Consider the following 14429-nt stretch of genomic DNA (forward strand, 5'->3'; position numbering starts at 1 on the left):
AACTAGCATGAGATACACGTTTTCAAATAAGTTAAAAATAGGTTCTATCATCCTAATGGTAGTTGGAGCACTTTGTTTAGGCATTGGCTTTGTTTCTGCCCCTAGTACGGTAGACGAGGCAAAAGAAATGGTAGCTTCGGCCCATGGCGATGGTCATGGAAGTGCACATGGTTCAGCAGCGGAACATACTAATGATACGCACGGTAACGATCACGATGCTGTTAATGCACATGCTAATACAGAAGCGCATGGTGAAGACCATGGAGCAGCTCATGATGAGCATGTTTTTCATCAATTGCAAAATAGACCTTGGTCAGCTTTATATGTGGCAGCATTCTTCTTTTTTATGATTTCTTTAGGAGTGTTGGCTTTTTATGCAATACAAAGAGCAGCTCAAGCAGGCTGGTCACCTATATTGTTTAGAGTCATGGAAGGGATAACTGCATATTTAGCGCCAGGAGGTATCATTGTTTTTGTTATACTAGCAATGTCAGTGATGCATTTTAATCATTTATTTACTTGGGCGGATGAAGAGGTCGTTGCTCATGATGCTTTGATTCAAGGAAAAAGCGGTTATTTAAATCCTACTTTCTTTTTAATAAGGGCTGCAATATTTCTTGCAGGTTGGATTGCGTACCGTTTTTATTCAAAGAAGCTTTCTTTGGCACAGGATGAGGCGGATGATAACAGCAATTTTGTGAAAAATTTCAGATTATCAGCAGGTTTCTTGGTCTTTTATTTGGTCACCGAATCTATGATGTCTTGGGACTGGATAATGAGTTTTGATCCACACTGGTTTAGTACATTATTTGGCTGGTATGTTTTTGCTAGTATGTTTGTTTCTGGTATTACAACAATTGCCTTAATTACTATTTACCTTAAGTCTAAAGGATTATTGGAGCAGGTTAATAATAGTCACATACATGATTTAGCCAAGTTTATGTTTGGTATATCAATTTTCTGGACTTATTTATGGTTTAGTCAATTTATGTTGATTTGGTATGCAAACATTCCGGAAGAGGCTGTTTATTATATTTCTAGGATTGAGCATTACAAATTGCCTTTCTTTGGTATGCTTGCCCTTAATTTTATCTTCCCATTATTAGTATTGATGAATAGTGATTACAAGCGCGTTAACTGGTTTGTAGTTATGGTAGGAATTGTAATTCTATTTGGTCACTATTTAGATGTATTTAATATGGTGATGCCGGCAACCGTTGGCGAGAATTGGCATTTTGGTGTTCCGGAAATAGGTGGTATTCTTTTCTTTGCAGGGTTATTCATATTTATTGTGTTTAATGCTTTAACTAAAGAAGAATTGATGCCTAAACGTAACCCGTTTATAGAAGAGAGTAGACAGTTCCATTATTAATATTGAGAAAGCGAAAGTAGTTTAGAAATGACAACATTATTGATATTGACAGTTTTGGTTTTGGTGGCAATTGCCATTTGGCAGATGACCAAAATCTTTGAATTGTCTCAACTAAGAGCAGATAGTTTAAACGGACAGATAGCTACTGATGAGGATAATAAAAATAACGGATACATGTTATTCGCTTTTTTAATCTTTATCTATGGTATAACTATTTTTAGTTTTGCTAAATATTACAAGATGTTATTACCAGAAGCCGCTTCTGCGCATGGTGGTAATTATGACACGCTAATGTGGGTTTCTTTTGCTATAATCTTTTTCGTTCAAACCATAACACAGGCTTTATTGCACTATTTTGGTTACAAGTATCGTGGACAGAAAGGAAGAAAAGCATTGTTTTTCGCGGACAATGATAAATTAGAATTTATCTGGACAATAATCCCAGTTATTGTGTTGGCAGGACTAATCATTTGGGGTCTGTATTCGTGGACAACAATTATGGATGTTAACGATGAGGATGATCCTTTGGTTGTAGAGTTGTATGCTCAGCAGTTTAATTGGACTGCTAGGTACGCTGGTGATGACAATGTACTTGGAGATGCTAGTGTTAGATTGATAGATATTGATAGAGCAAATGTTTTAGGGATTGATGAAGCGGATCCAAACGGGCAGGATGATATTATTGTTAAAGAATTGCATTTGCCTGTAGGTAGAAAAGTCAATTTTTATATGCGATCCCAAGATGTATTGCATTCGGCTTATATGCCACACTTTAGAGCACAAATGAACTGTGTTCCTGGTATGATTACTAAGTTTTCTTTTACTCCTACTATAACAACAGAAGAGATGAGACAGAATCCAGATGTGGTAGAAAAAGTTAAAAGAACGAATAAGCTTAGAGCAGAGTGGGCTGCTGAAGGTAAACCAAATACAGACCCTTGGGAGTTCGACTATGTTTTGTTGTGTAACAAAATATGTGGTAAATCTCACTACAATATGCAGATGAAAATTATTGTGGAGAGTGAAGAAGATTACAACAAGTGGTTAGCAGAGCAGAAAACCTTTGGTGCGTCCATGGCTCCTGCAGCAGAATAGATTAGGCTATAAAAAGAAAATTATAATAAAATTATCGATTATGTCAGATACAGGACACGGACACGATGATCACGGTCACCATCACAAGGAGACCTTTATAACAAAGTACATATTTAGTATGGACCATAAGATGATTGCTAAGCAATATCTTATCACAGGTCTTATAATGGGGTTCATTGGTATTGCAATGTCTTTATTATTTAGAATGCAGTTGGCTTGGCCTGGAGAATCGTTTCCAGTTTTTGAGGCGGTTCTTGGTAAATGGGCACCGGAAGGAGTTATGGATGCAGACATTTATCTGGCACTAGTAACTATTCATGGTACCATAATGGTATTCTTTGTTTTAACGGCTGGTTTAAGTGGTACTTTTAGTAACCTTCTTATTCCATTGCAAATTGGTGCAAGAGATATGGCTTCTGGATTTTTGAACATGGTTTCTTACTGGTTGTTCTTTTTATCTTCAGTAATCATGGTTATCTCTTTATTTGTTGAGGCAGGACCTGCAGCAGCAGGTTGGACTATTTATCCTCCATTAAGTGCGGTGCCAATGGCACAGCCTGGTTCTGGTATGGGAATGACGCTTTGGTTAGTTTCTATGGCTATCTTTATAGCTTCATCTTTACTGGGTTCTCTTAATTATGTGGTAACGGTAATAAACTTAAGAACAAAGGGTATGTCTATGACTAGATTACCTTTAACCATTTGGGCGTTCTTTGTAACAGCAATCATAGGTATTATTTCATTCCCTGTATTATTATCAGCAGCCTTGTTGTTAATTATGGATAGAAGTTTTGGCACTTCTTTCTTCTTGTCAGACATATTTATTCAGGGAGAAGTTTTGCATTACCAAGGGGGTTCTCCAGTATTGTATGAGCATTTATTTTGGTTCTTGGGTCACCCAGAAGTATACATTGTATTGTTGCCTGCATTGGGTATTACTTCAGAAGTAATGTCTACAAATGCCAGAAAACCAATTTTTGGTTATAGAGCTATGGTAGCTTCAATATTAGCAATAGCCTTTTTGTCTACTATTGTTTGGGGTCACCATATGTTTATCTCTGGTATGAATCCATTCTTAGGCTCTGTATTTACTTTTACAACATTATTGATTGCCATTCCTTCTGCGGTAAAGGCATTTAACTATATAACTACCTTGTGGAAAGGTAACTTGCAAATGAATCCGGGAATGTTGTTTTCAATAGGTTTGGTTTCTACGTTTATTACAGGTGGATTAACAGGAATAATACTAGGGGATAGTACATTAGATATTAATGTTCATGATACCTACTTTGTAGTGGCACACTTTCACCTGGTAATGGGTATTTCTGCACTCTATGGATTATTTGCTGGTGTTTATCACTGGTTCCCAAAAATGTTTCATGGTAGAATGATGAATAAGAACTTAGGCTATGCTCACTTCTGGATTACTGCCGTTTGTGCTTATGGGGTGTTCTTCCCAATGCACTTTGTTGGTATGGCTGGGGTTCCTAGAAGATATTATCAAAATACTGCGTTTCCTATGTTTGATGAGTTAACAAACGTTCAGGTCTTAATGACGGTGTTTGCAATCGTTGCAGCTTTTGCACAACTTATTTTTGTTTACAATTTTATTAGTAGCATATTTTATGGTAAAAAAGGTTCTCAAAATCCTTGGAAATCTAACACTTTAGAATGGACTACTCCTTTAGAGCATATCCATGGTAACTGGCCAGGAGAGATTCCTCATGTATATCGTTGGGCTTATGATTATAGTAAGACGTACGAAAATGGTGAATATATAATTCCTGGACAGGATTTTGTTCCACAAACAATTCCTTTACAGGAAAATGAAGAGGAAATGCACCATTGATCTTAGTTATATTAGATATAAAAAAGCCCGTCAATTAGTTTGACGGGTTTTTTGTTTGGTACAATTTTAGATTCATTGTTACTGTGCGCTTTATTTTGTAATATGCATAGAACTATACACATTAACCATAGAATAGTATGAAAAATTTAAGAGCCTACTCGGTCTGTTTGTTGCTACTAACAAGTTATAGCCTTCTTGCACAAAAGAAGCCAAAAATTAAAGGGAATAGAGTGGTAACAGAGGTTTCAGGCGATTTAGAAGCATTTAATACAATTGAATTGAGAGACGACCTGGAAATCATTTTGAAGAAATCATTTTCCGAAGGGTATAAAATTACCGCAGATGATAATCTAGTCGATATTATAGAAATTGAAGTGCAAGACAGTTCGTTAGTGATATCGTCTTATTACGATATAAAATCAAGTAAAAAATTGGAGATTGAAATCGGTTTTAAAACGTTGAAATCCATTAGTCAAAAGTCTGGCAACATAAAGGTGGTAGATAGGGTAAAAACAGATATCATGTACATCAATTTGTTGGGTAATTCTAAATTAGAATTAAATACCTCTGCTATACAATTGAATACTACTATGGAGGAAAATAGTTTTGCAAAACTAAATGCAGATGTAGACTCTTTAAATGTATTTTTAAGAGGAAAAGCAGATTTGGAATTAGTGACTAATGCTGATGGGGCAAGTGTATCGGTTGCAGATTCTTCAGATTTAGACATAGATGGTAGTGCTTCAGAAGTTAGCTTAACGGTTGTAGGTAATGGTAAATATAAGGGTGAGATGATGGCTATTGCTAATCTAGACTTTGTAGCTAAAGATGATGCGTTTAGTAGAATACATTGCAATACCTTAGTAAATCTAGATTTGAGTGGTAAGTCTAAAACATTTTTGTATGCTAATCCAGAAATAAGTCTCAATAATTTTATGGACACGGCACAACTACTCAAAAAAGACAATTAAAGTATCTTTGTTTTAATGAACGAACATTTAGATCCAACGGCAGAACACTTTTCAAATGAAGAGTTTGATATTGAAAGAGCTTTACGACCGGTAAGCTTTCAGGATTTTACTGGACAGGCTCAGGTATTGGAAAATCTAGAGATTTTTGTTAGAGCAGCTAACCAAAGAGGAGAGGCATTGGATCATACGTTATTTCATGGTCCTCCGGGTCTTGGTAAAACTACTTTAGCGCATATATTGGCTAACGAATTGGGTGTTGGGATTAAGGTAACTTCTGGTCCAGTTTTGGATAAACCAGGAGATTTAGCAGGCTTGTTAACCAATTTAGATGAGCGTGATGTTTTGTTTATAGATGAAATACATAGGTTAAGTCCCATTGTGGAAGAGTATCTATACTCTGCCATGGAAGACTATAAAATAGATATCATGCTAGAGACTGGGCCTAATGCAAGAACGGTTCAGATTAATTTAAGTCCGTTTACCTTAGTTGGAGCTACTACTCGTTCCGGCCTGCTAACGGCTCCCATGCGTGCCCGCTTTGGTATTTCTAGTAGGTTAGAATATTATGATACAGAGTTACTTTCTACTATAGTGGAACGTAGTGCTCATATATTAAATGTGCCAATAACTAATGAGGCAGCTATTGAAATTGCTGGTAGGAGTAGAGGAACTCCAAGAATTTGTAATGCATTATTACGCAGGGTTAGGGATTTTGCTCAAATAAAGGGGAACGGTAAGATAGATATAGAAATTTCTAAATTCAGTTTAAAGGCATTAAATGTAGATGCTTTTGGTTTAGATGAGATGGATAATAAAATTTTATCTACCATTATAGATAAATTTAAAGGAGGGCCAGTAGGGATAACAACCTTAGCTACAGCTGTGGCGGAAAGTGCTGAGACGATTGAAGAGGTTTATGAGCCTTTTTTAATTCAGCAAGGGTTTATTATGAGAACGCCTAGAGGTAGAGAGGTGACTGAGAAGGCTTACCAACATTTAGGAAGAATAAAAGGTGGTGTCCAAGGGGGATTATTCTAGTGGCAAGTAAAGAAAAATATACGCAATTAATAAAAGCCGAAGCTAATCGCCTCGGTTTTTTGTCTTGTGGGATTTCTAAAGCTGGTTTTTTAGAAGAAGAAGCTCCTAGATTAGAAAAATGGCTAAATGCTAATCGGAATGGGCAAATGGGGTATATGGCTAATAATTTTGATAAACGCTTGGATCCAACCAAGCTGGTAGATGGAGCTAAGTCGGTCATCAGTTTATTACTTAATTACTATCCAGAGGAAAAACAGCGTGCAGACACTTACAAGATTTCAAAATATGCCTATGGTCAAGATTATCATTTTGTAATTAAAGACAAGTTAAAATCCTTATTACAATATATTCAAGAAGAAATAGGAGAAGTACAGGGACGAGCTTTTGTAGATTCTGCTCCAGTATTAGACAAAGCCTGGGCGGCAAAAAGTGGTTTAGGGTGGATTGGGAAAAATAGCAATCTAATTACCCAAAAAGTAGGTAGTTTTTATTTTGTTGCAGAACTAATAATAGATTTGGATTTGGTTTATGACGGTCCTACAACGGACCATTGTGGTAGTTGTACAGCTTGTATAGATGCTTGTCCTACCAAGGCTATTATAGAACCATATGTGGTAGATGGCAGCAAATGTATATCTTATCTCACTATAGAACTCAAAGAAAGCATTCCTACAGAATTTCAAAATAGTATGGATAACTGGATGTTTGGTTGTGATGTATGTCAAGACGTCTGTCCATGGAATAGATTTGCTACACCGCATAAAGAAGCTGCTTTTCAGCCAAATGATAAATTGCTTTCTCTATCTGAAGAAGAGTGGAAAGAACTAACTCAAGACGTTTTTCAAGAAGTGTTTAGAAAATCTGCTGTTAAGCGAACTAAATACCAAGGTTTGCTTAGAAACATTAAGTTTCTAGAGGGGTCTGGTAGACTTTCTAATGATTAGCTCTGTGGGCAAATAAATAGTCTCATGCGCTATTGCCACATTGTTACGTTTGTTAGTCAACTCTGATAACAACATGTTAAACGCAATTTTTCCCATACTTAAACTAGGCTGTGCAACTGTAGTTAAAGTAGGGGAAGTTACAGAGGATAGAAACCAATTGCTAAACCCTACAATGCTTATGTCTTCTGGTATTCTAATGCCTTGGTCTCTTAATTCTGCCATGGCACCTACAGCAATCAAATCGGTATTAATAAATATACCATCTATACCTTTTGTAGTATTTAGTAGTTTTTTAATATTCTCTATACCTACTTCAAAAGACATTTCATGGCACGGAAAAACATGTTCTTCTTTAAACTCTAAATTGTTTTCCAACAGGGCTTTTTTATACCCTTCAAATCGGTCAATTGCGTTTTGTGAATGCTGCGGTCCTCTAAAATGCGCAATTTTTTTACATCCTGTTTTAATTAGATGATTGGTAGCTTCAAAAGCTGCTTCTACATCATTAATTAACACTTTAGAGCATTCTACGTTTTTAGATATTTTATCGAACATCACCACAGGTATATCCAACTTCTGCGCAGCTAGCAAATGTTCTACCTCAATAGTCTCATCAGCTAAAGCAATCAAAATACCATCTACTTGTTTATCTATTAAGAACTCAGTTACTTGCTTTTCCTTATTGTATTTTTGGTTGGTATGAAGGGTAATTACCACGTATCCGTGTTTCTCCGCTTCATCTATAATGCCTTTAACTACATTAGAAAAAAACTGATGAACAATTTCTGGTACCACCAAGCCAATGGTCATAGATTGTTGCTTTCTAAGGTTTACCGCAAAAGAATTGGGTTTGTAATTAAGTCTTTCTGCAGCCGCCTTAACTTTTTCAATGGTTTTTTTACTTACATCTGGGTATCCATTTAAAGCTTTAGATACCGTGGTCACTGAGATATCTAAGCTAAGCGCTATCTGTTGTAATGTGGTTCTGCTCATAAGTATTTTATGTTAAAAAAAATATAACGTTATAAAGATACAAATCAGTTTGTACAAAAACGAAAACGTTTTAGTGTTAAATTTTATTAAAATTAAAAAATCATGTTCTATTTTAGCCCTGCGTTGTTTAAAAAATGGCACATATATGTATTGGTCACATAGCCATTTTTTTGCAGTGGTTTAAGTATTTATGAGTCTGTTTTAAAGAGTGGGAGTATTGGTCAAGTCTCCCACTCTTTGTTTTTAGACGTTTCCTCCAGAATAACTTTATATAATTATCAAAAATATTATTTGTCCATGAAAAATAAGGTGCAACTTATTACTTATGTAGATAGATTAGGTGTTAAAAACATCAATGGGTTAGATGAATTACTAAATACTGAGTTAAAGGGTATGTTTGGCGGAGTGCATATTTTACCCTTTTTTAACCCGATAGATGGTGAAGATGCAGGTTTTGATCCAATTAATCATAAACAAATAGACCCTAGATTAGGAGATTGGTCAGATATAAAGCAATTGAGCTCCTCTGTAGAAGTAATGGCAGATTTAATTGTGAATCATATGTCTGCAGATTCTATAGAGTTTCAAGATTACTTAGAAAAAGGAGACGAATCTGAATATGCTTCCCTGTTTTTAACCTATAACTCCGTTTTTCCTAACGGTGCTGCTGAGCAAGAATTAGTATCAATTTATAGACCAAGGCCAGGCTTTCCTTTTAATAAAATGAAATTTAAGGACGGAAGTGAGAAATTGATATGGACAACGTTTACTCCTAAACAAATAGATATAGATGTGTATTCTGAAAAGGGAGAGGCATATTTAGAAGATATATTAACCATATATGAGGAGTCTAATATTAAGATGATTCGCTTAGATGCGGCAGGATATGCCATTAAAAAAGCAGGAACTTCTTGTTTTATGATTCCAGAAACCTTTGCCTTTATTGCAGAACTTACAGAAAAAGCTCATAGAAGAGGTATAGAGGTGCTGGTAGAAATACATTCTTATTTCAAAACACAAATAGAAATAGCTAAAAAGGTAGATTATGTATACGATTTTGCACTGCCTGTTTTAGTTCTAGATACTATCTATAATAAAGATGCGGGAAATTTAAAAAAGTGGTTAGCTATTGCGCCAAGGAATGTTATTACTGTATTAGACACTCACGATGGTATTGGCATTGTAGATGTAGCATCTGAGAATGGTGAGCCTGGTTTGATTCCCGACACCGTGCTAGATGAGATTGTAAAAACGATGCATAAAAAAAGTGAAGGTCGTAGTCTTAAGGCAACTGGAGCAGCAGCATCTAATTTAGATTTATATCAAGTCAATTGTACATATTACGAAGCCTTAGGAAAAGATGATGAAGCCTATCTTTTAGCAAGGGCTATTCAGTTTTTTGTACCAGGAGTACCACAAGTATATTATGTAGGTGTATTTGGCGATGAAAATGATATGGAACTTTTAGCCCAAACTAATGTAGGTAGAGATATCAATAGGCATTACTATACTTTAAAAGAAATTGCGAAGAAAAAAGAAACTAGCCTGTTTAAATCCTTAAGCGCATTGATGAAGCTTAGAAATAGAGTAGAAGCATTTAATGGGGACTTTGCAGTTTTAGATTCTCCCGCAGAAAATTTAAAATTAAAATGGACTAGCGGGGATAACTATATTCAACTAAATGCCAATTTGTCTGCTACAACGTTTGAGATTGAAGGAATTGAAAATGGTAAGACTATAAATTTTAAAATTTAGCGCTCGTTTTAGGTAAAATAGTATATTGTGAAGCTAACTTAGAGTAAACTTCAACTAAACTATTTATATCGATGCTGAAAAATATTAAACCAAGACTGAGTTTCTGGCAAATATTTAACATGAATGTTGGATTTTTGGGAATTCAGTACAGCTTTGGACTTCAACAAAGTGCGATAAACCCTATTTTCTTATTTTTAGGAGCTACAGAAGAACAACTACCAATTTTAAATTTAGCAGGCCCTATTACGGGTCTCATAGTACAGCCAATTATCGGCGCAATTTCTGATAAAACTTGGTCGCCACGTTTTGGTAGAAGAAAACCATTTTTTCTAATAGGAGCTATTTTGGGCAGTATTTGTTTGTTTTTCTTTCCGTTAAGTCCAGCGCTTTGGTTCGCTGTTGGTTTATTGTGGATTTTGGATGTAGGGAACAATATGGCTATGGAGCCTTACCGAGCTTTTGTTGGGGATAAATTGCCAGAGAAACAATTTAGTGTTGGTTATCAAATGCAAAGTCTATTTGTTGGTGCTGGTATCTTGTTGGCAAACGCTTCCATATTTCTATTTCAAGATTGGTTTGGTGGTGGAGAGGAAGTGGCAGGTGAAGTTCCAAAATGGTTGTATTATTCTTTTTTTATTGGGGCATTTTTATCTATAGCTACTATTTTGTGGTCTGTCTTTACAACGCCAGAAATACCTCCTACAGAAGAAGAGATGGTGGAAATAGAAAAACACAGAGCATTGCCTTTTGAAGAGCGTTTATTTGCTCCTTTCAGAGAGATTTGGAAGGCAATTGTGCAAATGCCAAAGTTTCTATGGAAGTTGGCTATAGTATACCTTTTTCAATGGTATGCATTGTTCGTATACTGGCAATTCATCACACCTTTGTTTAGGAAAACAATGGGTATGGATACATCAGAAGCTGCAGCACAAGCTGCTAAGATGAGCACAACGTATAATGTAACAACTGCTTTGGTGGCTCTGGTTTTGGTTCCATTAGCGCTAAAATTTGGCAATAAAAAGGTCTATGCTTTAAGTTTATTAGGCTCCGCTTTAGCATTATTTGCAATCCCTTATATTACAGATTCTTTTTATGTGTTAGCGCCTATGGTATTGTTTGGTATCGGTTGGGCAGCTATGATGGGGATTCCATACAGCATGGTTTCCAAGATTGTGCCACAGGACCGAAGAGGAGTTTATATGGGTATTCTAAATATGATGATTGTAATTCCTATGGGGATACAGACTGTTTCTTTTGGAGCTATATACAAAAATATATTAGGGGGGAGTCCAATAAATGCAATGCTATTTGCAGGCGTTCTTTTTACACTAGCCTTCGTATTTGCTTTACGACTTAAAATGCCCAAAGAAAAACAAGAAGCAAATTTGCAAAACACTTAACATTTAGGTGTTCTAAATTCAACAGATATTAACCAAAAGCGCATAGTTCTCTATTCTAAGAGTTCTTACCTTTACCCACGAAAATCCTAATAAAGGTATGAGTAAAGAAAAACAAAGAAGAGAGGCCTTGGTTTATCATGCCAAGCCGCAACCAGGTAAAATAAAAGTAGTACCAACTAAGCCTTACGCTACGCAAAGAGATTTGGCACTGGCATATTCTCCTGGAGTTGCAGAGCCTTGCTTAGAAATACATAAGAATACGGAAGATGTATATAAGTACACTTCTAAAGGTAATACCGTTGCTGTAATTTCTAACGGTACGGCTGTACTTGGCTTAGGGAATATAGGTCCGGAAGCTTCCAAGCCTGTAATGGAAGGTAAAAGCTTATTATTTAAGATTTTTGCAGATATAGATGGTATAGATATAGAATTAGATACAGAAGATGTAGATAAGTTTATTGAAACCGTAAAAACAATTGCGCCCACTTTTGGAGGCATCAACCTTGAAGATATAAAAGCGCCAGAAGCGTTTGAAATAGAAAGAAGGTTAAAAGAAGAGTTAGACATTCCTGTGATGCATGATGATCAACATGGAACTGCGATAATTTCTGCTGCCGCACTCTTAAATGCCTTAGAGCTTGCGGATAAAAAGTTAGAAGATGTAAAAATTGTGGTTAGTGGAGCTGGTGCAGCAGCTATTTCTTGTACCCGGTTGTACCAAGCATTCGGTGCAAAACTAGAAAATATTGTAATGCTAGATAGTAAGGGTGTTATTCGCAAAGACAGGGATAATCTTACTAGTCAAAAAGCGGAATTTGCTACGAATCGCAAGATAGATACTTTGGATGAAGCTATGGTAGATGCAGATGTGTTTATCGGGCTTTCCATGGCTGGGGTGGTTTCACCAGACATGTTAAAAACCATGGCGGCTAATCCTATTGTTTTTGCCATGGCTAATCCAGACCCAGAAATTGCGTATGACGTAGCTTTGGCCACTAGAGAGGATATTATCATGGCTACAGGTAGGTCTGATCATCCTAACCAAGTAAACAATGTATTGGGTTTTCCGTTTATTTTTAGAGGAGCTTTAGATGTTAGGGCGACAAAAATAAATGAGGAAATGAAAATGGCAGCGGTTGTAGCTTTGGCAGAATTAACCAAAGAGGCAGTGCCAGAGCAAGTAAATATAACCTATGATACTACTAGGCTAACGTTTGGTAAAGAATACATTATCCCTAAACCTTTTGATCCACGGCTAATAGCAAAAATTCCGCCTGCTGTGGCAAAAGCCGCAATGGAAAGTGGGGTGGCACGTTCACCAATTAAAGATTGGGATAAATATGAAGAGGAATTGCTGCAACGTTCTGGCAATGATAATAAAGTGGTGCGTATGCTGCATAACCGTGCTAAAGTAAATCCTAAAAAAATAGTGTTTGCAGAGGCGGAGTTGTTGGATGTTTTAAAGGCGGCTCAAATTGTTTATGAAGAAGGAATAGCGACTCCAATATTATTAGGAAATAGAGAGCGAATTCTAGAATTGAAAGAAGAGCTGGAATTTGATGCAGATGTAAAAATTATCGACCCGCGTGAAGAAGGAGCTAAGCAATTGCGCCAAAAATATGCCCGTAGGTTGTATGAGTTAAGACAACGAAAAGGTGAAACTGAATATAGTGCCAATGTAAACATGGGTAAGCGTAACTATTTTGGTGCTATGATGGTTTTGGAGGGCGAAGCAGATGGTATGTTGTCCGGATATTCCCGAGCGTATCCAAAGGTTTTAAAGCCTGTTTTTGAGGTTATAGGTAGGGCTAGTGGGGTGCAAAAAGCATCTACCGTTAATATTATGATTACTGATAGAGGACCTATGTTTTTGGCAGATACTTCTATCAATATAGATCCATCTGCAGAAGAATTAGCAGAGATTACTAAGATGACAGCTAACGTAGCTTCTACATTTGGGTTTGACCCTGTAATTGCTATGCTATCTTATTCTAACTATGGTAGTAGTAGTCATCCAAAGGCAAAAAAGGTGAACGATGCAGTTAGAATTTTACATGAGAAATATCCAGATTTGGTGGTAGACGGCGAGGTGCAAACAGATTTTGCTTTAAGTAGGGAATTAGGCGATAGTACTTTCCCTTTTTCTAAAATTAGCACCAAAAAGGTAAATACTTTTATTTTTCCTAATCTTGATTCTGCAAACATCACTTACAAACTCCTTAAGCAGTTAAATAATGCTAGCTCTATTGGGCCAATAATGGTCGGTCTTAGAAAAGCAGTTCATATTTTGCAATTAGGAGCAAGCGTGGATGAAATTGTAAATATGACGGCTGTTGCAGTTATAGATGCACAAGAAAGGGAGAAGCGTAAAATGGCAAAAAGCCAAAAATAATCTACTACCTTTACGGCAATACTAACCCAACATTGCTATGTACGCATACTTAAAAGGTAAACTTGTAGAAAAAAATCCAACCTACGCTATCATAGATTGTAATGGCGTAGGTTATTTTTTAAATATATCCTTACATACTTATGGCCTGCTTCCATCAGATGAAAACGTAATGCTATATACGCATTTGCAAGTAAAGGAAGATTCCCATACTTTATTTGGTTTTGCACAAAAGGCAGAGAGGGAAATCTTTTTGCTGTTACTATCTGTAAATGGTATTGGAGCGAGTACGGCAAGGACTATGTTATCATCTCTAGACCCCACACAAGTCAGAGATGCAATTGCTAGCGGTGATGTTGCCACCATACAAGGAGTAAAGGGTATTGGAGCAAAAACCGCCCAACGTGTAATCATAGACCTGAAAGATAAAATCTTAAAGGTGTATGATATGGATGAAGTTTCACTAAAATCAAACAATACAAATAAAGAAGAAGCGTTATCTGCATTAGAGGTTCTTGGATACACAAGAAGACAATCAGAAAAGGTTGTAGAAAAAGTGCTTTCCACAGATGCCTCCCTGAGCGTAGAGGACATTATTAAAAAGGCGCTTAAAAATTTGTAAA

General features: G+C 36.4%; 11 protein-coding genes. 10 read left to right on the forward strand and 1 reads right to left on the reverse strand.

What is annotated here, in order from left to right; genetic code table 11:
- Positions 1-7: 7 nt before the first annotated feature.
- From FBT53_RS01860 to queG, 6 genes are all read left to right on the forward strand, one after another.
- Entirely contained in the window at positions 8-1372 is a 1365-nt protein-coding gene (locus FBT53_RS01860; protein ID WP_169630302.1) for a quinol:cytochrome C oxidoreductase, read from the forward strand.
- 27 nt (positions 1373-1399) lie between these two features.
- Entirely contained in the window at positions 1400-2467 is a 1068-nt protein-coding gene (locus FBT53_RS01865) for a cytochrome c oxidase subunit II (protein ID WP_136949471.1), read from the forward strand.
- A 40-nt stretch (positions 2468-2507) separates the two neighbouring features.
- The gene (locus FBT53_RS01870) at positions 2508-4316 is read left to right on the forward strand and encodes a cbb3-type cytochrome c oxidase subunit I (RefSeq protein ID WP_136949472.1); all 1809 of its coding nucleotides are present in this window, start codon (positions 2508-2510) and stop codon (positions 4314-4316) included.
- A 137-nt stretch (positions 4317-4453) separates the two neighbouring features.
- Positions 4454-5287: a GIN domain-containing protein gene (locus tag FBT53_RS01875; RefSeq protein WP_136949473.1), complete on the forward strand. Its 834-nt coding sequence runs from the start codon at positions 4454-4456 to the stop codon at positions 5285-5287.
- 15 nt (positions 5288-5302) lie between these two features.
- Positions 5303-6325: a Holliday junction branch migration DNA helicase RuvB gene (gene ruvB / locus FBT53_RS01880; protein ID WP_136949474.1), complete on the forward strand. Its 1023-nt coding sequence runs from the start codon at positions 5303-5305 to the stop codon at positions 6323-6325.
- Positions 6325-7269 (forward strand): tRNA epoxyqueuosine(34) reductase QueG, encoded by a 945-nt coding sequence (gene queG, locus FBT53_RS01885; protein ID WP_136949475.1) that lies wholly within the window; start codon positions 6325-6327, stop codon positions 7267-7269. The genes ruvB and queG overlap by 1 nt, the downstream gene beginning before the upstream one ends.
- Here the strand turns inward: queG and FBT53_RS01890 are convergent.
- Complete coding sequence (locus FBT53_RS01890) at positions 7237-8262, reverse strand: LacI family DNA-binding transcriptional regulator (RefSeq protein ID WP_136949476.1); 1026 nt, start codon at positions 8260-8262, stop codon at positions 7237-7239. The two genes, queG and FBT53_RS01890, sit on opposite strands and share 33 nt — an antisense overlap.
- 297 nt (positions 8263-8559) lie before the next feature.
- Between FBT53_RS01890 and gtfA the strand changes: the two genes are divergently transcribed.
- From gtfA to ruvA, 4 genes are all read left to right on the forward strand, one after another.
- On the forward strand, positions 8560-10017 hold the full coding sequence (gene gtfA / locus FBT53_RS01895; RefSeq protein ID WP_136949477.1) for a sucrose phosphorylase: 1458 nt from the start codon (positions 8560-8562) through the stop codon (positions 10015-10017).
- Positions 10018-10088: 71 nt separating this feature from the next.
- Complete coding sequence (locus tag FBT53_RS01900) at positions 10089-11417, forward strand: MFS transporter (RefSeq protein WP_370323657.1); 1329 nt, start codon at positions 10089-10091, stop codon at positions 11415-11417.
- 97 nt (positions 11418-11514) lie between these two features.
- Positions 11515-13809, forward strand: coding sequence for an NADP-dependent malic enzyme (locus tag FBT53_RS01905; RefSeq protein ID WP_136949478.1), 2295 nt, complete (start codon positions 11515-11517; stop codon positions 13807-13809).
- Between the two features lie 37 nt (positions 13810-13846).
- Positions 13847-14428, forward strand: coding sequence for a Holliday junction branch migration protein RuvA (ruvA, locus tag FBT53_RS01910; RefSeq protein ID WP_136949479.1), 582 nt, complete (start codon positions 13847-13849; stop codon positions 14426-14428).
- Position 14429 lies beyond the last annotated feature (1 nt).

The sequence above is a fragment of the Flavobacterium sp. ASW18X genome, assembly GCF_005144745.1.
GTDB lineage: Bacteria > Bacteroidota > Bacteroidia > Flavobacteriales > Flavobacteriaceae > Croceivirga.